This is a genomic window from Microcoleus sp. PH2017_09_SFU_O_A, assembly GCF_020738625.1.
Classification (GTDB): Bacteria; Cyanobacteriota; Cyanobacteriia; order Cyanobacteriales; family Microcoleaceae; genus Microcoleus.
This window is the reverse complement of the sequence record NZ_JAEQCF010000017.1, coordinates 38,659-64,185: the sequence shown is the minus strand read 5'-3', so window position 1 is coordinate 64,185 and position 25,527 is coordinate 38,659. Positions and strand designations below refer to the sequence as shown.

Annotated in this window: 28 protein-coding genes and 1 pseudogene; 6 read left to right on the top strand and 23 right to left on the bottom strand. The window is 45.3% G+C overall.

The genetic code is table 11. The features are described from left to right. Positions 1-16: 16 nt before the first annotated feature. Both JGK16_RS09310 and ntcA read right to left on the bottom strand, forming a co-directional pair. The gene (locus JGK16_RS09310; RefSeq protein WP_293190306.1) at positions 17-1,705 is read right to left on the bottom strand and encodes a DUF3084 domain-containing protein; all 1,689 of its coding nucleotides are present in this window, start codon (positions 1,703-1,705) and stop codon (positions 17-19) included. Between the two features lie 77 nt (positions 1,706-1,782). Then, complete coding sequence (ntcA, locus tag JGK16_RS09305) at positions 1,783-2,448, bottom strand: global nitrogen regulator NtcA (protein ID WP_293145473.1); 666 nt, start codon at positions 2,446-2,448, stop codon at positions 1,783-1,785. Positions 2,449-2,765: 317 nt separating this feature from the next. Here ntcA and fabI point away from each other — a divergent pair, with 317 nt between their 5' ends. After that, positions 2,766-3,542 (top strand): enoyl-ACP reductase FabI, encoded by a 777-nt coding sequence (fabI, locus tag JGK16_RS09300; RefSeq protein WP_293130545.1) that lies wholly within the window; start codon positions 2,766-2,768, stop codon positions 3,540-3,542. A 147-nt stretch (positions 3,543-3,689) separates the two neighbouring features. Then, entirely contained in the window at positions 3,690-4,352 is a 663-nt protein-coding gene (gene hisB / locus JGK16_RS09295; RefSeq protein WP_325314964.1) for an imidazoleglycerol-phosphate dehydratase HisB, read from the top strand. Positions 4,353-4,456: 104 nt separating this feature from the next. Here the strand turns inward: hisB and JGK16_RS09290 are convergent, their stop codons facing one another. Next, the gene (locus JGK16_RS09290; protein ID WP_293190304.1) at positions 4,457-7,666 is read right to left on the bottom strand and encodes a glycoside hydrolase family 15 protein; all 3,210 of its coding nucleotides are present in this window, start codon (positions 7,664-7,666) and stop codon (positions 4,457-4,459) included. A gap of 111 nt (positions 7,667-7,777) precedes the next feature. Between JGK16_RS09290 and JGK16_RS09285 the strand changes: the two genes are divergently transcribed. From JGK16_RS09285 to JGK16_RS09275, 3 genes are read left to right on the top strand one after another with little or no spacing between them, the layout of a single operon-like run. Then, entirely contained in the window at positions 7,778-7,915 is a 138-nt protein-coding gene (locus JGK16_RS09285; RefSeq protein WP_293190302.1) for a hypothetical protein, read from the top strand. A 15-nt stretch (positions 7,916-7,930) separates the two neighbouring features. Next, complete coding sequence (locus JGK16_RS09280; protein ID WP_293190301.1) at positions 7,931-8,161, top strand: hypothetical protein; 231 nt, start codon at positions 7,931-7,933, stop codon at positions 8,159-8,161. A 36-nt stretch (positions 8,162-8,197) separates the two neighbouring features. After that, complete coding sequence (locus tag JGK16_RS09275; protein ID WP_293176378.1) at positions 8,198-8,929, top strand: WecB/TagA/CpsF family glycosyltransferase; 732 nt, start codon at positions 8,198-8,200, stop codon at positions 8,927-8,929. Here the strand turns inward: JGK16_RS09275 and JGK16_RS09270 are convergent. From JGK16_RS09270 to JGK16_RS09180, 20 genes and pseudogenes are all read right to left on the bottom strand, one after another. Next, positions 8,909-9,037: a hypothetical protein gene (locus JGK16_RS09270; protein ID WP_293202986.1), complete on the bottom strand. Its 129-nt coding sequence runs from the start codon at positions 9,035-9,037 to the stop codon at positions 8,909-8,911. The two genes, JGK16_RS09275 and JGK16_RS09270, sit on opposite strands and share 21 nt — an antisense overlap. A gap of 128 nt (positions 9,038-9,165) precedes the next feature. Next, positions 9,166-9,567, bottom strand: a complete 402-nt coding sequence (locus JGK16_RS09265) for a GNAT family N-acetyltransferase (RefSeq protein ID WP_293190332.1) — start codon at positions 9,565-9,567, stop codon at positions 9,166-9,168. A gap of 188 nt (positions 9,568-9,755) precedes the next feature. Continuing rightward, the gene (locus JGK16_RS09260) at positions 9,756-10,838 is read right to left on the bottom strand and encodes a transposase (protein WP_293176376.1); all 1,083 of its coding nucleotides are present in this window, start codon (positions 10,836-10,838) and stop codon (positions 9,756-9,758) included. Positions 10,839-10,958: 120 nt separating this feature from the next. Beyond that, positions 10,959-11,153 (bottom strand): hypothetical protein, encoded by a 195-nt coding sequence (locus tag JGK16_RS09255; protein ID WP_293176374.1) that lies wholly within the window; start codon positions 11,151-11,153, stop codon positions 10,959-10,961. A 151-nt stretch (positions 11,154-11,304) separates the two neighbouring features. Continuing rightward, positions 11,305-12,162, bottom strand: coding sequence for a hypothetical protein (locus JGK16_RS09250; RefSeq protein WP_293176372.1), 858 nt, complete (start codon positions 12,160-12,162; stop codon positions 11,305-11,307). A 245-nt stretch (positions 12,163-12,407) separates the two neighbouring features. After that, positions 12,408-12,830 (bottom strand): hypothetical protein, encoded by a 423-nt coding sequence (locus JGK16_RS09245; RefSeq protein WP_293176370.1) that lies wholly within the window; start codon positions 12,828-12,830, stop codon positions 12,408-12,410. 108 nt (positions 12,831-12,938) lie between these two features. Next, entirely contained in the window at positions 12,939-14,048 is a 1,110-nt protein-coding gene (locus JGK16_RS09240) for a phosphotransferase (protein WP_293176368.1), read from the bottom strand. A gap of 1,114 nt (positions 14,049-15,162) precedes the next feature. Continuing rightward, entirely contained in the window at positions 15,163-15,696 is a 534-nt protein-coding gene (locus tag JGK16_RS09235) for a dihydrofolate reductase family protein (protein ID WP_293176366.1), read from the bottom strand. A gap of 43 nt (positions 15,697-15,739) precedes the next feature. Further along, positions 15,740-16,258, bottom strand: coding sequence for a GNAT family N-acetyltransferase (locus tag JGK16_RS09230; RefSeq protein WP_293190300.1), 519 nt, complete (start codon positions 16,256-16,258; stop codon positions 15,740-15,742). Between the two features lie 41 nt (positions 16,259-16,299). After that, complete coding sequence (locus JGK16_RS09225; RefSeq protein ID WP_293176362.1) at positions 16,300-16,686, bottom strand: VOC family protein; 387 nt, start codon at positions 16,684-16,686, stop codon at positions 16,300-16,302. Between the two features lie 95 nt (positions 16,687-16,781). Continuing rightward, positions 16,782-17,261 carry a GNAT family N-acetyltransferase gene (locus JGK16_RS09220; RefSeq protein ID WP_293176361.1) on the bottom strand — a complete coding sequence of 160 codons (480 nt, stop codon included), beginning with the start codon at positions 17,259-17,261 and terminating at the stop codon, positions 16,782-16,784. A gap of 84 nt (positions 17,262-17,345) precedes the next feature. After that, complete coding sequence (locus JGK16_RS09215; RefSeq protein WP_293176359.1) at positions 17,346-17,750, bottom strand: VOC family protein; 405 nt, start codon at positions 17,748-17,750, stop codon at positions 17,346-17,348. Positions 17,751-17,806: 56 nt separating this feature from the next. After that, positions 17,807-18,289: a VOC family protein gene (locus tag JGK16_RS09210; RefSeq protein WP_293176357.1), complete on the bottom strand. Its 483-nt coding sequence runs from the start codon at positions 18,287-18,289 to the stop codon at positions 17,807-17,809. 61 nt (positions 18,290-18,350) lie between these two features. After that, positions 18,351-18,773 (bottom strand): VOC family protein, encoded by a 423-nt coding sequence (locus tag JGK16_RS09205; RefSeq protein ID WP_293176355.1) that lies wholly within the window; start codon positions 18,771-18,773, stop codon positions 18,351-18,353. Positions 18,774-18,843: 70 nt separating this feature from the next. Beyond that, on the bottom strand, positions 18,844-19,200 hold the full coding sequence (locus tag JGK16_RS09200) for a YciI family protein (protein WP_293190298.1): 357 nt from the start codon (positions 19,198-19,200) through the stop codon (positions 18,844-18,846). A gap of 395 nt (positions 19,201-19,595) precedes the next feature. Further along, positions 19,596-19,880: pseudogene (locus tag JGK16_RS32715) on the bottom strand (transposase); the annotation flags it as partial. Positions 19,881-20,494: 614 nt separating this feature from the next. Further along, entirely contained in the window at positions 20,495-21,280 is a 786-nt protein-coding gene (locus JGK16_RS09195; RefSeq protein WP_293176351.1) for a CPBP family intramembrane glutamic endopeptidase, read from the bottom strand. Between the two features lie 165 nt (positions 21,281-21,445). After that, a complete protein-coding gene (locus JGK16_RS09190) occupies positions 21,446-22,324 on the bottom strand; it encodes an ABC transporter six-transmembrane domain-containing protein (protein WP_293176349.1) in 879 nt (292 codons plus the stop codon). A gap of 20 nt (positions 22,325-22,344) precedes the next feature. Next, the gene (locus JGK16_RS09185; RefSeq protein ID WP_293176347.1) at positions 22,345-23,226 is read right to left on the bottom strand and encodes a sterol desaturase family protein; all 882 of its coding nucleotides are present in this window, start codon (positions 23,224-23,226) and stop codon (positions 22,345-22,347) included. 97 nt (positions 23,227-23,323) lie between these two features. Next, positions 23,324-23,896 carry a TetR/AcrR family transcriptional regulator gene (locus tag JGK16_RS09180; protein WP_293176345.1) on the bottom strand — a complete coding sequence of 191 codons (573 nt, stop codon included), beginning with the start codon at positions 23,894-23,896 and terminating at the stop codon, positions 23,324-23,326. 257 nt (positions 23,897-24,153) lie between these two features. Between JGK16_RS09180 and JGK16_RS09175 the strand changes: the two genes are divergently transcribed. Further along, positions 24,154-25,404: an RNA polymerase sigma factor gene (locus JGK16_RS09175; RefSeq protein WP_293190296.1), complete on the top strand. Its 1,251-nt coding sequence runs from the start codon at positions 24,154-24,156 to the stop codon at positions 25,402-25,404. The last annotated feature ends 123 nt before the right edge of the window (positions 25,405-25,527 follow it).

Sequence of the window (25,527 nt, the reverse complement as noted above, 5' to 3'; positions counted from 1 at the left end):
AGATCGATCGCACTTCTTATCTAAGTTTCAAATCTCCCCTACCTGGATCTTGTTGTCCGGTGCGGAAAACCACGACTCCGTTTGAGAGGGCAACTAAATCTATTTTCAGCGGCCCGGCGATGTAAGTGACATCCGCGGCGATCGCCCGAACCTCCAATGGTTTATCGTACTGCTGTAGTCGATCGACAAAACCGCCCAAAGTTTCAATCCGATTGTCCGCAACTTGGACTCTACCGCCGACAACACCAATTAACCGAGCGCGAAATTGACAAGCTTCGATCAATTGCTGCAACTGTTGTCGCACCTGTTCGTCAGGTAAAGCTACGGGATCGACAGCAACCCCTGCAATCACATCTCCAGCCCGGAACACCACTCGATTGATTTCGGCTTCTGCAAATACCTTAATTACCTTTTCTTGTCGCAGGTAATTAGCGCCGGCTACAATCCGCACCACGTAGTCTTTACCGTCTTTGATCTGACTGATTAATTGATCGATTTCCGCTTTAGTAATTTGAATAACCTGCTCTCTAACCTTATTATTTTCCGGCTGCATCAGTTCGACGGTGGTTTTATTTGCTTCTTGCAACAGTCGATCGATCGCGCGGCTTTCCGTACCCGCTTCTTTGATGCTAACAACACCAGCAGCTAAAATTTGACCGCGCCTGATCGCAACTGTTCCCTCGCGGATGGCTTGAAAATCGCGTTCCAAAACTTGCATTTGCTGCTGCAATAAAGTTTGTTGCTGTTCGAGTTGAGCTTGTTGCTGTCCCAGGGTTTCTAAAAGTGCTTCCCTCTCGGCAATTACCTTGTCCCTCTCGACAATTATGCGATCGCGCTGGGCGAGATTTTCCGCACGCTGGGCAATTTCCTTGTCTCGCTCAGCAATTAGCTTGTTGCGATCGACAATTGCCACATTTCGTTTTGTAATTTCTGCCTCTCGCTGGGCAATTTCCTTGTCCCGCTGAGCAATTTGAGTTTTAACCTGCTCTCGCTGCTCGATTAACTGTTGGCGTTCCGCTTGCAGTTGGGCGATTTCCGAGCTCAAAGTCGTTTTTTGCCCTGAAACAGTCTTCAATTGATTCTCAGTGCGATCGAGCTGAACTCTGGTAGTCGATCGCGCCGTTTCCACCAATTTCAATTGTTCTTCTGTCTGAGATTTAGCCGCTTCCACAGTAGCAAGCTGTTCTTCCGTTTGCGATTTAGCCGCTTCTACCTGACTTAACTGCTGTTCAGTTTTAGACTTGGCTGCTTGCACGCTGTTAAGTTGGGCCCGCAGCGAATTTAATTTTGTTTGCGTCTTAGCTTGCTCGGCATTAGCTGCTTGGAGCGATTGATTAATTTGCTCTAAATTGGCTTTAGCTTGGGATTGAGCCGCCAAAGCTTGAGCTAATTCAGTTTCAACTCGATTTTTCTCTTGAGTGGCTTGTTTGATTTCTCTGCGGGCGTTGTTGAGTCTTTTTTGAATCTCGTCTATGCTAAAAACTCCGGTTCGCAGCGGCTTGCTGGTAGCAAATAAAATGCCCAGAGTAATGGCTGACAGGATGCTGCCGGCCATCACTGTCACTACAACAGCGGTATCGCGGGGGCGCAGTTTGAACAAACTCAATCTGGCCTTGCCGACTTTCGTCCCAAGGCGATCGCTAACAGTAGCGATCACGCCGCCCAACACTAACATTACAAATATTAAGATGTATCCAGCAGTCATTCCGATTTCTTATTTTAGATTGTGGATTTTGGATTGAAGAAAGAATCCAAAATCCAAAATCGTATAATTTCTCGGCATCAAGTGAATTGCTGGCTTAAGGCCACCGGATTGTGAACTGTGATCTTTTTCTTGTGGATCGAGATCATTGTTTCTTGTCTGAGATCCCCCAGCAAACGAGTCACAGTTACCCGCGTCGAGCCGATCGCCTCGGCGATCGCCTGATGGGACAGCTTCAAATCAATCGTAATCCCATCCGTACTCGGCACCCCAAAATCCCGGCATAGAATCAGCAAAAAGCTGACGAGTCTCGAACCCATATCTCGGTGTGCCAGCGTTTCGATCATCATCTCGGTTTGCAAAATCCGAGAAGAGAGTCCCCGGAGCATCACCATCGACAATTCCGGGTCTTCCTTGAGCGCTTTCTCGACTTGTTCGATCGGCAGCGAGATCAATTCCACCGGTGTAAAGGCTACCGCGTGGTAAAACCTATCCGATCTGTGTCCCGTAATCAGAGACAGCACCCCAAATACGCTGTTTTCGCGCAGGAGGGCGACTGTAATTTCTTCCCCTGCTTCGTACACCCTGGAGAGCTTCACAGCGCCTTTAATGAGAACGTAGACGCGCTCAGCCGGATCTCCAGGGAAAAAAATTGTCTTGCCCCGTTCAAAGTTTTCGACAATGGGCGGAAACGCCCCGCCGCTGATTTGGCGGAACACGGCTGCTAGCGGTCTATCATGTGTCACGACGAGATCCTTTGTACTAATCAATACTTTGTAACTTGTCGATTAACCTTATTGAGTAAATATACTGCCCAACCTCCAATCTCTAGGGATTCTGTTACTGTCATCTAATGTTAAGGTAAGCACACGCTGTATGATTAAATCTAGCCCTTCTCTTAACTTTTTCAATTCCGCCCCATCTAGCTCCACAGCAAAATTAATATCAATTGTGTCTCAATTGTGTCTGAATCAGTTAAATCTGAATCGGTTGTGTCTAAACTGGCGGGGTTGTCGCATACAGCCAATGAGAACGGTGCTAGTTGCTTCTTAAAAAAATACAGATGATAGATTTGACCGGAAAAAATGCTCTTGTTACGGGCATTGCCAACAATCGCTCGATCGCCTGGGGCATCGCCCAGCAGCTCCACAAAGCTGGGGCTAATCTCGGCATAACTTATTTGAAGGACGAAAAAGGCAAGCACGAGCGCAAAGTCGCTGAACTCGTGGAACCGCTCAATCCCAGTCTGTATCTGCCCTGCAATGTCCAAGACGAAAGCGAAATCGAGTCTACTTTTAAAACCATCGCCGACAAGTGGGGCAAGTTAGATGTCCTAGTTCACTGTCTGGCTTTTGCCGGCAAAGACGAACTTTCCGGAGATTTCAGCAACACCTCGCGTCAAGGCTTCTCCAATGCTTTGGATATTAGCGCTTACTCGCTGGTGCGGCTTTGTGCTGCTGCTAAACCGCTGATGGCCGAAGGCGGCAGTATTATCACGCTAACTTATTTGGGCGGTGTGCGGGTAGTTCCTAATTATAATGTCATGGGAATTGCTAAGGCTGCTTTGGAAATGAATGTTCGGTATCTGGCGGCGGAACTCGGCCCGTTAAATATTCGGGTAAATGCCATTTCTTCAGGCCCGATTCGGACTCTGGCTTCGTCAGCAGTTGGCGGCATTCTGGACATGATCCACCACGTTGAGGAAGTGGCACCGCTGCGGCGGACGGTAACTCAGCAGGAAGTGGGAAATGCTGCGGCTTTTCTGTGCAGCAATCTATCTAGCGGGATTACGGGTCAAGTTTTGTATGTCGATGCCGGTTACGAAATCATGGGAATGTAACAGCTTTTAAACAGTTGACAGTTGACAGTTGACAGTTGACAGCGAAGTTTTTAGACAGTTGACAGCAAGATTTGCAAACAGTCAACTGTCAATAACTGTCTTTTGTTCGCTACAAAAGTGTTAATCCCAAATTACTAATTAATTCTAATGAATGACCAATTGCGAATTATGGAAATAATCGATCGCCCGCCTGTACCTCCTCCAATTTCTAGTAACACGATCGCCAGGGCCGCCTTGGTGAAGCGCACAACACTCGAAACGGATGTCACTGTCAGCCTCAATCTCGACGGTTCGGGAACTTGCAAGGCGTCTACAGGAATTCCGTTTTTAGACCATATGTTGCAGCAGATTTCTTCTCACGGATTGATTGATTTGGACGTGCAGGCGATCGGCGATTTGGCGATCGACGACCATCACACGAACGAAGATGTGGGCATTACCTTAGGTCAAACCCTAGCAAAAGCTGTCGGAGATCGATCGGGCATTTCTCGTTTCGGACACTTCATCGCCCCGCTGGATGAAGCATTAATTGAAGTAGTGCTAGATTTTTCGGGAAGGCCTCATTTAAGTTACAACTTGGAAATTCCCACCCAGCGCATCGGTAGTTACGACACCGAGTTAGTGAGAGAGTTTTTTGCTGCGGTGGTGAACCACACTCAAATGACACTGCACGTCAGACAGTTGCAGGGCGGGAATTCTCATCACATTGTCGAAGCCGCGTTTAAGGCATTTGCGCGGGCTCTGCGGATGGCGGTGGCGATCGATCCTCGGCGCGCCAGTCGGATTCCGAGCTCTAAAGGAGTTTTGTAGTTTAGGGGTAGTAACTGCGTCCCAAAAAACAATCAAACAATTAGTGGGGTGGGCTTCGCAGCACCACCCCGAATATGCAATTTAAATTCACAACACCCTACTACCTATCCAAACGTCGTCAAGAATCGGAAAGCATCGAGGACGTGACTCGCACAAACGTAGGGCGAAGTATTGTAAAAACCTTGCCACGCCGCCGCCTTATCTTCATCATACCTGTCCGCTCTTTCCGGGTGTTTTCCTTGCCAATTCAGCCGCACCGCGTGACCGACTAATACATCTAAAACAATGTATTCTTCTACTTTCAATTCTGGATTCCGCTGGGCGATCGCAGCCAACTCCATCAGCGCCTCAATATTTACTTGTCGATATTCCGGTGCCACAATCTTGTTCAGCAAATGCTCAATTTGTAGCGCAAAATTCTTTTCGCCCGGGGTCATTTCCGATAAAATAACATCGCTGTCCAAGCGATTTCGGCGCTCTAATTTGTCGCCAATAATCAAGCCTTTACAGTGCCGCAGTAATCCCCAAACACTCGGATAAAAATCTTTCGGTACGCGATTGACTGCACCTTCCATTTGCCGCTTGCGACGCCATCCTCCCGCAGGCATTTGTGGTTCTTCAAAAACAGGCGCGACTACCCATTCAATATCTTTTTCCGGCTGTTTGACGCGCAGGGATTCTTGCTCTTTGAGGATTTGATTCATTTCCTCGTATTCTGTCAAAACTTGGCGCAGGCGATTTTTGATTTCAAAGGGACTTAGCTGCATTAAATGTTCGTAAGCTTCGTTTTGCGTAACTCCCAATTCGCGGGCTAATTCGCTGGTTAACAACAAAATAAAGTAGCTAACTCTCAGTGTCAGCAGACCTTTAAATAACTGCGGTTCGGCTTTAATTAGGACGCTGAGATAGATAATAACTTCTTGGGTGAGAACTCGATCGCGAACATCTTCTCCGCAGAATTCCCGAATTTTATCCATCACTTCCATGTAAGAACCAGGCCGCGAAATCACCGAATCTTCGCTGTAGGCTTTCCCCACAGCAATTTGTTTTTGCCTGACCAAAATGTCTGTCACTGCATCAGACAAGCTGATATCAACCTTGTCGAGCAAACCTGCGGCATAGCGGATGACTGCCCATTGGATTTTTGACTGCGAACTTTCTCCAGCTTTTGTATAAACTTCGTTGAGCAAATCCACAACTTTTACTGTTGCTTCGGCGCCTCCAAATCCTGTATCGAAATTTAGTCCTTTTAGTCGAATCAATGTGTGCAGCAGCTCTATTTGTTCGTACAAGTTCTCTGAACCGCGCAGGCTAGCGAGCAGCAATTTAGTATTAGTTTCGCACTCTAGTTTGAATTCTTGCGTGTGACCCAAAGGCCAAGTTTTTTCGGGATTGTAACCGAGATAGCTGCGGGTTTCTATTGCACCTGTTACCGGAGATTCGGTGAATTCAAAATCGTGCATGAAATCAATTCTTTCCGTACCCGCAGTCAGCATTAACTGGTTGAGATTCCCGAGTTTAACTGGCGTGTTTTTGCAGTGTCCGTCCCGGAGTTCTTTCATCAAGTCTAACAATGCTTCCCGGCCGGTTTCCAGCATCGCATGAGTTAACATCAGCGTTACTGTGGGGCGTCCTAACTGATACCAGTGGCGGTGAATGTGAGCGATTTCACTTTGGATTTTAGATACTAGAAAATGGTAGTCTAGGGTTAGGTAAAATTCTTCTCTGTCCAAAAATGAGGGGAGAAATACGATCGCCTCTCCGCGAATTTTGAACACCCGGGAAGTCGTCAAACTCCGCAAACGGCGCACGGGGCGGCCGGTTAAGCCTAGCGGATCGTTGCGTCCAATCTCCGCGTAAATAGCGGATAATTCCTTAGTCTGGCGGACTTGAATGGGTGCTACTTGCTTGGGCGTTTGGGCTGCAATGCCGTTAGCGGCTAGTTCTGCTTGCAAATCTTCGTCTTCAGCTAACAGGGCAATTTGCACTAAAGGTTCTCTTTGCTGGCCGACTGACAGATGCCTTCCTAGCGGGTCGATATCGCCCACTGCAATTAATTTCTCGTTCAGCAATTGACCGAGAAAATATAAACTTTGCGCCCAAACTAGGGGAACATTTTCGTTGGGTAAGCGCTGCTGGCTGCGGGGATTTAATTTTTCGGCTTCTATATTTACGGCGGGGACGTAGTACAATTCTGGTAGTAAAGGTAAACCAGAGCGATCGACTGCCAGAGATGCCAGACGCTGCTGGTACTCTTCGACTTGGGCTTGATTTCCCTCAAATATACCGTCCAAGAGCAGATAAGTGAAAAATAGCGGCCACTCGCATTCTATATGCTCGAACTGCTTTAATTCTGTCGGTTCGTAATGCAGGCGATCGGCATCTTCTAAAACTGTTTGGTGTCCGTCCCGCAGAAACCGCTTGCAGCCGTAATTTCCCTGTAATTTGTCAATAATTTTATTGCGAGTCCGTGCTACTAATTCTTTGTCTTCCACAGCAAAAGCAGGAAAACTAATCACGCTCAATAAAGCAGCATCTACTTCTTTTGAACTAGATTCGCGAGGCAAAAGCGATTCTAAAGTGATGCGGCTTCTGGCAATTTCATCCGGTAAAACGTGAATTACCGATGCTTGAGAACCGTTAACTCCGAACAAATCCAATCCATTGATTGCTTCCAGTGCTGCTTTTGCCATACCCACAGAACTGGCATTTAATTCGGCATTACCGCGATTGATTTTATGGCCTCTTTCCCAAATTCCGTAATCGGGCGTGCGGTAAGCTCTACCGATGTAGTAAACTAAATTTTGGACAAAATTGACTTCATCGATTGTAAAAACTATATGCAATCCCGAAGCCGTCATTTGAGCAAGAATTAACAAAAAGATAGAGGTAGCATCTAACTGCAAATGTCCCCACTCGTCATCGCCGACAACAATGTTTCCGGTTTGAGTATTGTATTTGGCGTGCAGGGCATCTAGGGGCAATTGAGTATTTTTAAAACGTTCGACTTTGTTTGCTTGCTGCATCATCGCAAACATCAAGCCGCGCATTAGTTTGACTGTGCTGTGTTCGAGTTCAAATGTTCTGCCGCGATCGCCATCAATTTTGCGGTAAGCTAAACCCAAACCCCACACTGCCAAAATGCTGTACACGTTATCGCGCACCCAGGCATCGGTGTAGTCGCCGTGGGCGTTAACAGCCGTACTCGCCGGCAGCAAACCGGTTATTGGGTTCTGGCGTTTGAGGATGACGTTTTTGATTTGCTGGTAGTAATAATCTAACCGGGTTTGCCGCTGGGTTGTTGCGATCGCCATTTCGTTTTCCTTAGTTTTCCTGATGCGAGCCGAATTGCGGTGAATAGACTTTTAAATATATCAGAGTTTCTATCATTTCTCAAGTTCTACAAACATAACAAGGTATTTGCCATGTCTAGCCGCAACAACAATAACAACAGCGTTGCTTTCGTAAAGATTGTCTACTCTACAGTGAAAATTAATGGTAAAATTGAACTCGTGCCGATGGAATGGTACGCTGACGGCTCTGTCAAGAAAATGGAACGCTAAGAGGCGATCGCACAGGTGGAAATTTTAGATTTTAGATTTTATATTTTAGATTGGGCATTTGGGGCATTGGTAATTAACTGGCGGGTACCTCACAGCAAGCGAGAGAACCGCTATACCAGCAAGCAAAAGTGCGATCGCACTCAGAGAAAAGCTCTCACCCTTAATTTTCCCCTATTTTCGGCACCAACCGGATTTTTGGCGTCCAGAAGTGGCAAGTGCGGCGATCGCCAAACTAAGCTAATTTAAACAACTAGGTATGTAGGAATCTCAAAGTAAAGAAATATGGATCGATCGCGCCCGCAATTCTCAGTCCTGGGACTACCAGTTCACATATTAGACGATTATGCAGGTTGGCTGATAGAGCGCCTGCATCAAGGGTTAGGGACTCACGTCGTGACGCTGAATGCTGAAATGGCAATGCAAGCCGAACAAAACCCGGCTTTAGCCGATGTAATTCGCTCTGCCGAGCTCGTGATACCCGACGGTTCTGGAGTAGTGCTGTATTTGCGAATGCGCGGCAAATCGGCACAGCGGTTTCCGGGGATTGAACTAGCAGAATCGCTGCTGCAACAGGCCGGAAAATTGCCGAATTCCGAACCAATATTTTTCTTTGGAGGTGCACCCGGAGTCACGGCGAAGGCGGCGGAAAGTTGGCAGCAAAAAGTTAATCGATTGTCTATTTCTGCTCAACACGGCTATCTTTCTGCTGAGGAAGAAACAGAATTCTGTGAAAGCCTCAAACAAATACAGCCAAAAATTATTTTTGTCGGCTTAGGAGTGCCGCGCCAAGAGTTTTGGATTGCCGAACACCGCCACCTTTGTCCGCAGTCAATTTGGGTGGGAGTTGGCGGCAGTTTTGATATTTGGGCTGGAACAAAAGACCGCGCACCGGCGTGGTTTTGCGACAATCATTTAGAATGGTTGTACCGGCTTTATCAAGAACCTTGGCGCTGGCGCAGGATGTTGGCTTTGCCACAATTTGCCTTGAAAGCTTTAGGCGATTTGCGAGCTTAGAAAGTTCCCAATCAAATCCGGTTTGCGGGTGTTATTGCTGATATTTGCGATCGCCCGCGAACCCGTCTCTACAATAATTGTGGTTAATTTATTTGACAGATCCAGCATATTCTACATGATGATGAAGCACAGGTGATGCAGCGAGTGTTAAAGCGGATGCTCGAAACAACTGGCGAGTCATTGCGGGCGATCGATCGCACCTGTTGACCTTGCTACAAAAATCCTCATCAATTCCATCAACGATTGGCAGAATCTCGATCGATCTGCCAGAGCCAGATTGTACCTAATTGAGAATGAACAACATCGGACACAAACCGCATCCCCACCTTCTGTAGTACCCGATTGGAAGCATTAGCTTCACCCAGAGTATGAGCGTTGACTGCTCGCACTTCCTCGCGATCGAAAGCATAGTCAATTAGCCCCTGTACTGCCTCAGTTGCCAATCCGCGATTCCAGTATTCGGCAGCTATTTCATAACCAATTTCTACAATGCCCGACTCATTTGGTTCACCTTTGAAACCTCCATTACCCACAAGCACTGCCTGTTGCGGGTGAATAAACAAATATCCATTCCAACCATTAGGAAGCGGTAAGGATTCATCCTCAGGGAGGGAAAATGCTTGATACTCCCCACTGATGAATCAGGGGGATTCTTGACTAAGACCACAAAGGGACTTTCAAAGGCGTTATCAAAGCACCTCTACTGACTCCCTTGAGACTTATCCCCAAGGTTGCCGCTACTTTTCGACCAATATTCGCTGCCCCATTGCAGTCTGCATTAATCAACAAACCTTCAAGAGTACGATACAATCCGCGCTTAACTCGTTTACCACAAGGTTGCCACCCACGAAAGTTTTTCGCAGAATTTAGGTAGCAAATCAAGGTCAATAAATGAAGCCTTGGAAGTATACGACTCTTCCGTTTCTACAAACTTAATCCCGTATTCTTCACACAGTTTAGCAATTCTATTCTTGAGTCTACCCGTCGGAATTTGCACAAAATTCTGATTGGTTTGAGAGCCAAGATTAATAGCATTCTTCATGCCAGCATTCCAACCAAATATAACAGTACCAAGATTGTTGCTTAAGCAATGATTTATCACTTTTCGAGCTGCTTTATTAATAGCATCTCGCATCGTCCGATTGCGATTTTCTGTCAAACGCGCCAGTCGTTTTGACCAATAACCATTTGCCTTCCCTGACATCAAAAAAGCAACACGCTTATTGTATCCTTGATTGAGCGACTTCAAATGTAACCCATCAACGATCAAGCTAGTTCCTATATTACTAACACAAGTTAGCCAGTTGTTCATTCCGTGGTCGATCATCAAAGCTTTAGATGGGTCTACATCTGCTTGGATATCTGCCGTTTTGTAGACTAATTCCAAATAGAAGCAGCCGTTTCTAGGTAGGATTCGATATTCTCTGATTGCTTTGTCGTCTAAGTTTGTAGGCCAAGGTAGATAAAAAGCATCCAATCCGAACCAGGCTTTAACTTTAGTACCCAGCGGAAATCTCAAAAGTCCGTCTTTAAGTCGAACGGAGCGACCTGTATAAGTCACCAAAGCTAGACCACCTTGTCGATAATTAGGTAATCTAGGTCTTTGAGTTACCGTCCCTTTTTTGATGCCTTCTAGAAGTCCAATATAGGATTTAAAAGACTCGGCGACAGTAGTTAAAATCTGCTGTGCCGTGTCCGAATAGAATGCCTTGTAATGCAGATTTTGATTCTCCGTGCCTAACACTTTGTGTAACTCTGCCCTCGTCGGTATTTTACCAGTCTTGAAGTACATCTGTCGAGCATAATAAATTCCGCAATTCGTCAATTTTGATGACTCACTGCACAGGAATTCTAGAATTGCTTTGAGATTATTATCGGGACTAATGAGATTTTGTTGACATCCAAACATTTCTATTTCCTCCTGATTATTAGATTAGCATAGCAATCTTATTTAAGGTGGGATTTTGCCAATAAAAAACATTTTGTAGGCGACTATGAAAAGATTTATTCTCAAAAAAGATGTAGGCGACTAAATAAGTCGCAGCCGCGTTCCTCCCCATGTCGGTAGCCCGGGGCTTCCCGCTCGTTTTCGGTGAGGGAACTGCGGCCAGTTATTAGGTACTGTGACTTGCAAAAGTTCTGCCAGCTCGCTTTTACTGCTCAAAAAAGCCTTGATGTGTATCCGTTCGACGGGGAATAGTTGCAGATTAGTCGTCTCAATCATGGTTCTGCCTTCTCGATCGATATTTGATTGGAAATTTAATTCAAATATGACTTACGCAACAAAAACACTTTTATTTTTATTGTATTTTAAAATCGTCATATAGCAAGGCCTCCAGAATCTTTTTAGGAGAGGTTTATTAAAGTGATTTTCGTTATTTAGCTGCGACTCTAAGTTGGAGAGCGGTTTTATTTCCTTTTTTTGCTGGGTACCGAAGAGCATGGCGGATGAGCCATTTGACTTCATTAGAGGCACCGTTTAGCCAACGATCGCAAATTGCAAATACCTGTTCGGGGTGGTCTTTGGCAATATCGCCCAGATTGTTGGCGACACTGCGACGCACGTAAAGGCTGCGATCGTCCTTCAGGGCATCAAGGATTGGGAATACGGGGGCTGGGTTGGCGATGAAAGCGGGGATTCGCGTTCCCCAAGGAAGTCTGGATCGCGTACCTTCAGAACAAAGACGACGGACATGGGGGTCTGGATCCGATGTCCAATCAAGCAGTTGCGAAAGGGTGCGATATTGTTGTTGAATTAGAAACGGTCGTATGGAAAACTCCGCACTAAACCGTTTGGTAAGTTCGTATTGGGCAAGCATGGATATTTCAAACGGATCTTGTCCATCATTATCTTTTAGTTCTATACCATACTTAGCAATGAAACAAATATGAGGAAGATAAAAAAATACTGCTAGTTTGAGTCCATCTGTTTGAGTTAGTGGCGGTGTCAAAGAAGCCACAAGTATCTCAATAGCTGTCGCATATTTATCAGGCAAACATTGACGGAGTGCTAATGCCAGATGTCGGCCGCGTTCCATAAGTTCAAGCGAATCCAATCCATCTAACGCAACCTGACGAAACGATTTTTCATCAAATTGCGGGTACGCGAGCAAGATATTGTGTGCCAAACAATCAACTGCTTCTGACCCAAGCAGATGCTTCAGAGGAACTCCCTTCTGAATTGAACTCGGCGCGGTGGGAATGCGCGGCATATCAATTGCGGTATGTTTCATTCAACGATCGGCAAAAAGGTGGAATTTATATCTAACTATCCCGCTTACTAAACGCAGGCAATTTCCCTGAATGTCATGACTAAAGCGTAGATTTTATCGAGCCATTTGCTCGATCGCTCTTACAAATCGCGCTGTTTTCATATTGTGCAAAGCCTCGTTCAACAAGACTTTTCCAACCAGTAGTTTTGCTTCAGAATCATCCAGCTAGAACTTTTTCTGCACTATTAATCTAATCTATTTTCTGGTTAATAAAACATGGTGCGAACCTGCCATAGATACCAGGCCGCCCACAGTGAGAACATCGCAAACGGCGAAAATAGCAGGGTGCCAAAACGAATAGACTTAGCATTCAGTTCGCGGATCAGAATGAACGTAAAAGAGTACCAATAAAGCACGTTTGCCATTTGTGCCGCTAGCCAACCAATTTCCCTGCCATTGTAAAGCCAAAAACAACCCACAATCAACAGAGGTACAGACCATAAAAGATCCGCAACTCCCAACCCGTAAGTCACGATTAGGTCAACACGTTCTGCTTCTGTCTCGACAACCGATGGACGGGGCAGCCGCAGGAAAGCAAATATCCAGAAACCCAAGTGCAGTAAGGCTGCAATCCCATTCACCGTTGCAATCAGTTTGATTCCAAAATCTGTGATTTCTTGATTTTGCATTGCTGTGGAAATCAATGTGCTACCCCTTAATCGCGATCTATGGAACTGTTTTGCTCTCAAGAGATGGAATCTGAATTCACAGAGTTAGGTTGCGAACATCATATCTTATTATGCCATTTGCTCGATCGCTCTTACAAATCGCGCTGTTTTCATATTGTGCAAAGCCTCGTTCAACAAGACTTTTCCAAACAATAGTTTTCCTTCATAGGAATTAAGCGAAACTTCACCAGCCCCAAGTTGCCAGCAAAATTGTCTGTAACCAGGCGTATCCATGCTGCTGTCATGGACGAAATTGGGGGGACGCAACGCCGCAGCAAACTTCATAAACGGTAGCGCGTAGAAAATGTGACAAACTTGCTGCATCAGGAACAAGCGATCGCGCTTGCAGTCATCCAGTGCGTCACCGAAGTATGCCTTTAGATAGATGTTTTCCTGCTTTTCGGTGGTGACAAAGCTATTGGCAAGGATCGCCAAATCCACATAGCGATCGCTCCCAAAGGCTCCCTCCCAATCAATAACCCAGAATTTATTGCCATCAAAAAGAATATTGTGTGGGTTCAAATCGTTGTGACTTGAGACTAAATCGCGATCGTGACGCGGATAAACCATCTGGATTTCTGAGTAATATTTGAAAACTTCTGCTGTTGCAGTTTCTGGCAATACTTTTGAAGCCTTAAACTCCTGAATAAAACCGTCAATGCCATCCATGAAATTCACGAATTTTGGAAAAAGCGAGGTAGCATGAATCGATTCAATCATTTTTGCGAATTCTGCCAGCAAATCATCTCGCGAGCCAACATATTTCGACAAAGGTACAGCTTCGATAAAGTCGGTAATTGCTAAAGCATCTTCCGTGCTGAAATAATAAACCTGTGGTGAAATGCCAGCTTCTGCGGCCAAATTCATGCAAGCATATTGCCGAACGGGATCGCTGAGCGGATCGATCTGCATAATCAGCCTTAATACATAAGCTTTACCATTCACGGTAATTTTATAAACCAGCGCTGAGGAGAACCCTCCAGTTAGAAGCTGGATACTTTCGACATTTCTGGTATTAAAAGCAGTTTGAATTGCTGTTTCAACTGCTTCGAGTTTTGCTTCTGGGATCGATGATTTCAAAGTAGAGTTTGGCATAAAATCCTCAACGAATTTACATTCCTGGAAAACAACTTTGACAACCGTACCCTTCACCCCTGAAAATGCGATTGAGTTGACCATTCTGTATTCCTAGAACTCAAAGCTAGTGCCTTCATACTCAGAGCACGTTTGACAATAACTTTGTCGGCGCCATTACCATTGATCTCAATTGTTCCAAGCAAGCTGTAGGGCAGCGCCCAAGGAAACTCATAACAGCCTGAGTGTTTTCAAGCCGTTAACCATACCGCTGCAAATCCGATTCGATTGCGAGATTTTGATGCGGTTGCATCACTGACATTTTCCTGTCTGACCTCACCAAATATTCCTGGTAATCAGTCTCAATTGAGACGATCGCCTGAATAGATATAATCACCGTCCTCACGGGGTACTAATTTTCCGTTAACAATACATGGGGATTTTACCAAATGTCAACAGTCCCTATCGATATTAGGCAAACTCTGCTTTTGAAGCAGCAGGAGATTGGGATAGAGAGCAGGGCTGATTCCTTCTAAAATTTTCCAATCTCTCTAACCCTTATGTTATGAGGCGTTGGGTAGATCTTTCTGTAGCAGGCTTAGCAAATTATTAAAAACTCCTGTTTTCCTTGCTACTAAAAGCTTTGTCCAGATTTAAATCGTAAATTGATATTAGAATAAATCAGCCCTGGGATAGAGAGGGGCTTGACTGATAGCAATCGCGGGAGTTCGTCGGCTTTCATCAAACTTCTGGTTGTGGACAGAGGCTTTGAGCCCACCCGATTGCTGCTGTGGAGTTTGCTCAAAGATATTCTACAATAAAGAATGAATTTTGACCTTGAAAATTCCCTTGACCTGTACTAATTCAAGAACAGGAAAACTGACTGACGATAAGACTGTATTCTGAGGAGATTCCTATCTGGTACATCTGAGATTGTTTGTTGCTGAAACGGATTGCCAACAATTACATTCATTATTAGGACTGTCGCCATCGTCTGCTTAATACAATTTTTCGCCAGCATGGGTTTCACAAAACTTTCCTCAGACTCAAATTGAGTTGGCATTCAAAGTTGTTGTTAACCGTCGCTATCCCGATGCAATTGGTACGCCTCTAATCATTTTAAAGCTAGACATCACTCGATCAATAAAACCTGTACTGATTCCTCAGCAGAATTAAATGCGAACTTTGCTCATGTGAGAGCTTCCTTTGTCTGTATTTTTTATTTACTTTTATATTTGGTGTATCTTACTTGAACTAACTCGGTCGGATACTTCTGTACTTCTATTAACTTTAATTTCATCTCCATGGGAGATGGCAAGAATAAGGGAATTCCTTCGCCTAACATGATAGGTGCGATCGACAGAATATATTCATCAATCAGTTGACATTGGAGGAATGAGGCGATTAATTCTGCACCTCCAACTAGCCAAATTCGTTTGAGTCCTTGCAACTCCATTTCGTGCAGAAATCGATCGGGCGTTGCGGAGGTAAATAACACATCATCGCGATCGGGCGATCGGCTTTGCTGGGTAAAAACGTAGGATGGCTTGCCGGGATGGGGCCACTCGCCAAAGCTCAACACCTGTTCGTAGGTTTTGCGTCCCATCGCCAATCCATCGATCGATCGATAAAACTCACCATACCCGTGGTCAGTTTCGTCCGTCTCAAAAGCTGTAAGCCAATCAATACTGCCGTCTTTACGAGCAATATAACCGTCCAGACTGGTTGCAATATAAAGTACGATTTTTGTCATTGATTAACCTCCTTTCCAGGGCGATGCTTGTGCAACGAACAAGTCATTGAGCGTTATTCTCATTACTGGGGTGCCAATCTGCCCGGTTCAGGCGATAAACAAAACAGTCATCGTCACCAAACTGTCGCGGTTCAACAAATTGAAAGCCAAGACGTTCGTAGAAGCGGTGGGCGCGGGTATTGCTGGCCAGTGGATCGATGAGTACAGCCGTCACAGCAGAGTCGGCGAAACATCGAGTCAGTGCAAGCTGCATCATTTGTGTGCCATAGCCTTTGCCCAAATCTGTCTCTTCTCCAATCCAAATGTCGATCGCACGTAGATTCGCTGGAACATCGCCCCAGTAGTGACTATCCTCAAGTGCTGGATCGATAATCTGAATAAATCCGATCGCACGGCCATCAATTTCAGCAATTAATTGCTCCCTCCAGTCGGGAGTGCGATCGAGTTCTATTTCCCAACCCCAATCATCGTTAGGATCTGCGTCAATCACATGAGGTTGCTCATCCCAATGTCGCAGTAGAGCTAAATCAGCGGAGGTGGCGGAGCGGAGGTTTATCATCATTCATTACTTTTGAAATTTTATTTTCACTGCCTTGATTAATGTTAAACAGGAAAATGACATACTGCTTCCATATTATGTCCATCTGGATCTAAAACAAAAGCACCATAATAATCAGGATGATAGTGAGGTCGCAAACCCGGAGTACCATTGTCTCGCCCCCCTGCTGCTAGCGCTGCTGTGTAAAAAGCCTGAACCATCTCATGAGTTTCTGCGCGGAAAGCAATATGAATTCTAGGGGTATTTACCTCTCCCTGTGTAATCCAGAAATCGGGCTTTCCGTCTATTCCAAAACCTGCCAGAGATATAGAACCAGTCACAGAAGCATCAAACTCTTTCAGTAATTGATAACCAAGCGGGGCTAAGGCTTTGGTGTAAAAATCTTTGCTTTTCTCGAAATTACTAATGTTAATGCCAGTATGGTCAATCATCAATTTTTCCTACTATATTATCGCTTATTTATCTTGTGAAGAAGTAACCAGATCGACGAGTTCAATGACAATAACGTTCCACCCGATCGACAAATCTACAGCTTTTTGAAGTATCTGGCGATCGGTAACAGCCCGAAACCCGCCTTTTCATAGGTGCGACGTGCTGCGGCATGACCTGGATCGCCTCCGGTTTCGACCATTGCAACAGACATCCCCGCATCTTTCATCCAATTTACAGCGAATTCTGTCAGAGCGGAGCCAATGCCACGACCTTGAAAGTCTGGATCGACAGCGATCATGTAAATTTCACCCATGCTGCTTTCCGAATCGAGTTTCACGGCGACAAAGCCCACGGTGGAACCTGCATCAATAGCAACCCAGACATTTGTATCCTCCGCAGCGCAGACACCTTCGACAGCCTCTTGCTGGCTGACGCGCCAACCATCGGGATAGAAACTCTGGTAGACATCCAGATCCATCGCTTTCTGAATCGAATCAAATACCGGAGTCCATGCCCGAAGAGAAAGGCGAATGATTGCATCCAGTTGTTGAGCGTCGTAAGGTTCAATCCGCATTTGCATCATCATCTCAAAGGTTGTAACCAGTGTATTACATTTGTAATGGCGATCGCAATCTTTCTTCCATTGTGAACGCAGTGACTATTGGTTTACTGCGCTTGGTTCCATGTAGACAAGTTCCCAAATGTGACCATCTAAGTCTTGAAATCCATGGGAATACATAAACCCGTGGTCTTGTGGTTGATTATAGGTTGTTCCACCAGCGGCGATCGCCCGCTCAACCATTTCATCAACTTCTTTTCGACTCTCAGTAGATAAACACACCAGCACTTCTGTGCTTTTGGTGGCATCACAAATTGCTTTGGGCGTAAAAGTCTTGAACTTTTCGTAAGTCAAAAGCATGACGAATATGTCGTCGCTGACAATCATGCAAGTGGCTGTCTCGTCAGTAAACTGAGGATTGAAGGTGAAGCCGAGTTTAGTAAAAAAGTCAATAGATCGATCGAGCTTTTTTACGGGCAGATTGACGAAAATTTTAGTAGCCACGATCTTCTCCTTTTGTTGTTTTATGGGAAAGTAAATGGTAGTTGTTGCGTTGTTGGCTATTGCTGGTTGTAGGCTTGCTGCAAGCGAGCAACATCAATCTTGCTCATTGCGAACAGGGCTTGCATCACGCGCGTCGCCTTGTCGGCATCCTTGTCCTTCAGCATTTCTGTGAGCGATCGCGGTACGATTTGCCAAGATAGCCCGAACTTGTCTTTGAGCCAGCCGCACTGACTTTCACTTCCACCTGCGGACAACTGGCTCCACAGCGTGTCAACTTCTTCTTGTGTCTCGCAGTCCACACTGAGGGAAATGGCTTCAGTGAATGGGAATTGCGGCCCACCGTTGAGTGCCTGAAACTGCTGCCCTTCAATTTCAAACAGCAGGGTAAGCAGTTTGCCTTTGTGTTCGGGTATGGCATCGCCGTAGTGCGAAACTTCCAAAATCTTGCTGTTATTGAAAATGCTCAGGTAGTAATTGACAGCCTCTTCGGCATTAAAGTTAAACCAGAGGCATGGTGTGATTTTTTGACTGTTTTGCATGGTGTTTCTACTAATCGTTCTAGTGGCGGAAGTGACGGAAACAGTTAAGCCTCTCTTTGATTTAGGCAGCTTTCTCGCAGTTAACCATCCACGGTATACCGAACTGATCGACCAGCATTCCAAACCGAAAAGCCCAAAAAGTTTGCCCGAATGGCATCTTCACTGTGCCATTTTCAGCGAGGGCGTGAAAGATACGTTCCGCCTCTGTTGGATCGTCGATCGCGATTTGTACAGAAAAGCCTTTGGTTTCTTCAAAAAACTTAGGCGGACAATCAGAACCCATCAAGCGATACGTTCCGAATTCCATACACGCGTGCATAATTTTGTCAAGCCAATCAGTAGATAATTCACAGGGTTTTGGTTCCGCAGTTGGCGCATCCGCGTTAGTGAGCATTGTGACGATTTTGCCCCCAAAACATTGCTCGTAAAACTTGAAAGCTGCCTCGCAGTTACCGTTGAAAAAGAGATAAGGATTGAGTTGCATGGCTTGCTCCTGTTTGTTGAGTTTTAGGCGTTATCTTTTGCACTCAAATTGTCTTTAAGAAGTGCAAAAACTAATTCTTAGGTAATCCCGCGACCTCAATTACTGGTCTGATTTCGATCGTGCCGGCGCGCGCCCCTGGAATGCGGGCGGCGATCGCGATCGCCTCGTCGAGATCCTGGGCATCAACCAGGAAGAACCCGCCGAGTTGTTCGCGAGTTTCTGCAAACGGGCCATCGGTAACAAACTGTTTGCCGTCGCGCACCCGGACGCTAGTCGCCGTCGCTACAGGGTGCAGCGGGGCTGCCGACAAAAACTGCCCTTTTGCATGGAGTTCTTGTGCAAGCTGTGTGGATTCTCCATAACAATGTTCGCGATCGGTCTGGTTCATGGCGTTTTCTTCCATGTAAATCAGCAGCAAATATTTCATTGGTTTGTCTCGGTTGTTTCCCTGTATCAGTAAGTCGAAGGACGATCGCTCAAATCGACACCTCGCCAAAAAATTTTGCTCGTCAGGTTACGATCTTGAAGAGACATCTGTTTGATAAATGTAGGGCGTACGCCGAGGGCGACAATTTATGCCTAAAACCCTTGATTTTATGTCCAAATGCTTCACCCGGATCCGAGCAAGTGCGATCGCTCGCTCCTCGCCTAATTTCTTTTTACCAGATGTCTATTTGCCTCCGTTGTTGCCCTGTGTAATACCAATTCACTATGAACCTGCACTTAATATAGCTTCAAGGATATAGTCCCAACTACAGAGAGATAAGACTTCTTCATTCGTGAGAGATTTGATAATTATATCTACCTGTTCTTTGAGTTTCTCTAAACTCGAATAATTTGCCAACTTGAGGTCTTTTTTTGTTCCCACAATCTTTCAATCGGATTCAATTCAGGACTATAGGCAGGTAAATATATTGGCATCACATGGTCATGCCAGTCTAACAAGAGAGCTTTATGAAAGCTACCATTATCCATGATAATTAGATTGAAACTCTCTGAATATTTTTCAGCAAATCCATTTAAAAACTCTTGAAAGCAGTTGTGATTGAGCTGAGAAAATTCTTGATAATATTGTTCACCTGTTGATGGTTCTACAACTCCATAAAGATAGAAGTTTTCTCGCTAAAGATTGCTTTTTGCCGATGGGTTTTATCCCCTTCAATGTAATCATCTTGCCCTGCATAGTAATCAATCCAAATCTACTCTCGTCCTGACACCATATCCTTACAGGCTGTCCTGTTCCGAAATATTTAATCATTACTTTGATAATCTCCCACAGTTTTTTTTGAAGTTTGTCTGTGCAACTTCGTTCACCTTATTACTTTGGGGTCTTGGAACTTTGAGGTAAGATTTTAATTTATAATGAGGAATAGAAATCATAGTATCGGCAATCTCACGAACGCTTGCCACACTTTGGAGCGATGGCGCATCTGCAAGAGATAGGGGGCGCAAAATCAATCTGGTTGTTTCTAGGATGGATTGAGCAAGCATAAAACGATTCTACCTCGACCGACTTTCCCAGCAAATTTTAACACTAAAATTCTCCTTATGCTTCCAGCACCAAGAGCTTGCTGTACGATGGCGTTCCTAATCACCAGTTGCCGATTGCCTCGAATCCTCAACTAAGAACTTTGTGTCAATCTGGTGCATTGGGATTATTGTACTACCGAATGGGGCTAACATTTACAGTGAGTTGTCAATGAAAACATTCCATTCTTGTATCATCGGGCTAAACGGGTAAATGTAACCATAACAACATGAACCAACATATGAGAAATCATTGCCGCTTCAAGACCTTTACGCCAGTACAGATAGCCTGCAATGATGCCAAAAAATGAATTACCCACAATCACATAGGTAATGACTGAAGGAGTGACTTGTGTTCCTAGTACGAAGGCAAGGGGTAAATGACCCAGCCCAAAGAGAAATGCTGAAAGGGCGATCGCCGATACAAAGCAGAATATGGAAGGCACACCCTGCCCTTTTGAAAAAATACGCCAACCTATCCATACTAAAAGCGTCATTATTCCCCATCTGAGCAATAATTCTTCGGTAATACCTCCATACAGAATACGAGTCAAAAATGGGGTGTTGCTTGATAGAGTTTCAGCCTTCGTAATAAAATCAGAAGGTAGAAAAACTTTAGCACAAAACTGAATAAAAGTTAATCCAATAACTCCGATCAAGCCTCCAATAATTCCTGGAAGCACTTGGGGCTGAATAGCCAAACTAATTGAAGTTCGATTAGACACTGCCTCAGCCAGAGGTGCGGATAATCCAACTTTATGAGCTAGTACAACACCAATCAAGACAGTAATAGACAAAAGAAAGGTTGGTTGAATCAAAGAAATCAATTTGATTCCCCAGAGCGGCATCTGAAGTTCTTCATCCTCAGGAATAGGTAATTTCATCCACCAAAGAGAAACGATGCCTACCATGCCTGTTAGCCACAAAATTGTAAATAATCTCATTGACATCATAGTTCCTCCAATTACAGCTAAATTCAATACTGAGAGCCAACACTCTAATCTTTAATCACGATCCTATCAAAGGTTCTCTGTATAACTGATGTACCTATCAGATGCAGCCAAACTTTGCACCCCAACTGATCAATTAGTATTGATACGTTCTAGTTCAGAACAGTTATTGGGCTGCTGCCATCACTTCAAGATTCACAGCTTGCTCAATGCCTCAGAACTTAGTTGCATTCTCTGCCCAATATCCTGTAACCGGCTAAACTGCTGTACCAGTGCTGGAATATTCTCTAAGCTCTTTAAAAAGTTCCACAGGTAGGAAATAATGGCATAAATCTCACCTGTTTGAATGCCTGGAATCCAGACTGTACGAATCAGAACCGTGGCAGCAAGTAAAATCGTAAACAGTTCTATAAATCCATAATTCAGGGCTTCTGCATTAGAAAGATGGACTCTCCATTTTGCTATTAACAAGTAGTGCGATCTCACTACTTCAGCCTCAGATTGGCTTAAAACTGTTACTTCCTGTTCTAGCTGATTATTCAAGTTTTGATTCAACCGTTGTGATTTCTGAGCATAGCTGCGATTGATCAAAATCAACGGAATAAGCAAAGCCAAACAATATGCGCCAATCTGTATGTCATAGATGAATAGCATTACCAATGCGCCAACAAAGCTAAACAACCCTGCAATAATTTGGGGAATATTTCGCTCAAAGAAATCGACAAATTCTCTGGAAAGCACGGAACGCGCAGCAATTTGAGCCGTTGAAGCGCCCTGCTTACTCTGCTCTACAACCATCGCTGTTGCTAAGTTGCTATAGATACTGGTAAAGGTTCGAGTATCGTATACATGACGAGAAATAGCTGTAATCGCATGTGCCAGCCAAATGCATAGAAAGGGGATGATGTTGCTATAGTTTCCCTTTAGAAGCTGATCGATAGCAAATCCGATCGCTAGCGGATATAGCAATTCAAACGTATTTTCCAGCAACGTCAGCCCATAGGTAAACAGGATAGACCTGTAATTTGATCGAAACAGGCGTTCCAAAATTTGCGAGACAGAATGAAGTTTCATAGAGATAGATTCAAGTAGGTTTAATCTTTGCTAGGCAGTTGTTTGAATGCTTGTGGTTTCCATTCAGGCGGACCGAATAGACTCAAGAACCATTCTTTGAGAGTCTGCGATCGTCGTAAATCGCTAATGATTCTGGAATATTCCATAATATTGATCTGAATAGGATTGTGGGTTTGAATATTTTCAGTCAGCCCGTAGATCACCTTTTCCGTCTCGGCTTGGTAAGTTCCAAACAACCTATCCCAAACAATCAGAATGCCACCATAATTTTTATCAATGTATGGCAGATTTGAGCCATGATGTACACGGTGATTGGAAGCTGTATTCATCATGGATTCGAGAATTCCCAATCGCCCAATTTTCTGATTGTGAATCCAGACTTGATATAGCCCCACAACTTCGAGCGCAATCAAGACTTGTAGGGGATGAAATCCCAGCAGTGCCATCGGAATGTAGAAAATCCAAAGGATAAAGTCTTCAACCCATGCCAGCCGCAGCGCTACAGTCAAATTAAAATCAGTGGAACTATGATGAACGCTGTGATATGCCCAAAAAAAACGAATCCGATGTTCTGCACGATGGTTCCAGTAATAGAGAAAATCTGCGATGAATACTGCTAATAGCATTGTCCAGCCATTTACAGGAACCTTTAGAGGACTGACTGCCGCAATTAGGGATAGCCCAACTACAGCTACAACATTTGCTAATTGATCGCTGAGAAAATCATGAACGATACCAACACCGATATTTGCAGCCGTTTCTCGGTAATTCCGTTGTTTACGAAAGAAAAAGTCAACGCCGATTTCAGCGAAGATAATACAAAACAAGATAAGCGATAGGGAGAACAGCGAAGTTTCTAGATGCTGCAAGTTTTCTAGAATCGGTTGGGCAGAAATGTTCATAGTCAACATCCTATGGTGTTTTGAGTGTTTTAATTCGAGCGCTCGAATTATTTAAATTAATGTCGATAGAGCTTTTACAGTTGTCTGCCTGTTAAGGCTAGATACAGTATTTTTCGCAGTAGGCAATTAACATCTTGGTAAATAAGTGAATCTGCTGGGCAAAGGAAAAGCTATTTTCACGTTCTATCTGCTCGATCAAGATACCATTGATCAAAGTCCAGACAAATCGAGCGAGCTTCGGATCTGAGAGATTAAGCAGTTCCTCCATCATTTGTTGATAGCGCCGATCTATTTGCTGAAAAATGGGATTACTGTTAATCTCTGTCACGGCGGTATGCTGGTAGAAATCTGTCCAAATTACTGCCTGTTTGACAAAGTGTTCTTCATGCTGAACCAGCATACATCCAAGTCTTTCAATGCGTTCGGTCAGCGTTCCTCCTTCAGCAATCGACTTAAATAGATAAACATCCTGCCAACTGATCTCCTCAACCAATTGCTCAAACAACACCTGTTTACTAGCAAAGTAGTGATACATTGCTCCAGTGGAGATACCCAATGCCTTAGAGATTTGTCGTGTTGTAACACTAGCATATCCGCTTTCGGCAAATAGGTTAAAGCATCTATGGAGAAGCTCTTTACGATACTCCTCAGAGTCAACGATTTTGGGCATGGACGATTTTGGGCATAAAGTTTATATCGAGCGCTCATTATAATATAGCAGTGCGATTATACTGTGTCAAGTCTATCGGCTATTTTGGTTTCAACGAGAAGTTAGGCTATTGGCGATTTTGATACGACGACAAGACGTTGTAATTATCTCGTTTCCCTAGTTGGCAAAAGTCTGTCATAAATTTAAAAAAATGGTATAAGTCGAAGGGCGATCGCTCAAATCGACACCTCGCCAAAAATTTTTCTCATCAGGTTGTGATGCCAAACGCAAAACCAGACGTAACCCAAGCCATTGACTCCGTTTATCGATCGGACTGGGGTCGGATCGTCGCCACATTGATCGGACTGGTTGGAGATTTCGACGTAGCCGAAGAGGCGGCGCAGGAAGCCTTTACGGCTGCACTGAAGCAGTGGCAGACTGCCGGAATTCCCGATCTCCCGCGCGCGTGGCTGATTAAAACAGCTCGATTTAAGGCGATCGATCGCCTCAGACGGCGGACGCGACTCGCCGAAAAACTTGAAGTGTATGCTGCCTCTGAGTCGATCGAAACTATCGAAGAAATCGATGACGATATCGGCGAAATCCCCGACGAGCGATTGCGGTTGATTTTCACCTGCTGTCACCCCGCGCTGGCGATCGAGGCTCAGGTTGCTTTGACGCTGCGTTTGCTGGGCGGCCTGGAGACGGATGAAATCGCACGGGCGTTTCTCGTACCAACGGCGACGATGGCGCAGCGGCTGGTACGGGCAAAGCGCAAGATTCGTGACGCGGGCATTCCCTACACAGTGCCGGATACGAAGGATTTGCCCGATCGCGTGGAAGCGGTGCTGACGGCGATCTATTTGATCTTTAACGAAGGTTATGCGGCGACGCATGGCGAGACAATAGTGAGAGCGGATCTCTGCGCCGAAGCGATCCGGCTGGGGCGACTGGTGAGGATGTTGATGGCACCGCAACCGCCAGCGGAAGTGACTGCTCTTCTGGCTCTGATGTTGCTGCACGACTCGCGGCGCGATGCGCGTCTGGATGAGTCTGGCGACCTGATCCTGCTGGAAGAGCAAGATCGCAGTCGCTGGAACAGGGCACAGATTGTCGAGGCGCTGCCGCTGGTTGAGGAAGCATTCCGTGGCGGGATCGGGCCGTTTGCTTTGCAAGCTGCGATCGCAGCCGTGCATTGTCGGGCGGTGCGGGCCCAAGAGACAAACTGGCAGCAGATTGTTCAGCTTTATAATCTGCTCGAACGCTTACAGCCATCGCCAATTGTGTCGCTGAATCGGGCGGTGGCGATCGCGATGGTAGATGGGCCGCAAACTGCGATCGCGCTTCTGGATGCGATCGGCCCCGAACTCGATGGCTATCACCTGTTTCACGCTGCGCGGGCCGATTTGTTGCGCCGTATGGGAGCATCAGCAGAAGCGGCACAGAGCTATGAGAGAGCACTGGCGCTAGTTACGAATGATAGCGAACGCCGTTTTCTCGATCGGCGGCTGCGGGAAGTTCAGCCTTAAAATGATGTCCAGTCGATTAGCATCACAAAAATGGCTTGTAGTGTGGACTTTACTCCGCTCCTTTTTGCGGACTAAAGTCCACACTACGAACGAATCTTATCGCAGTCTTTAGACTTTCGATGA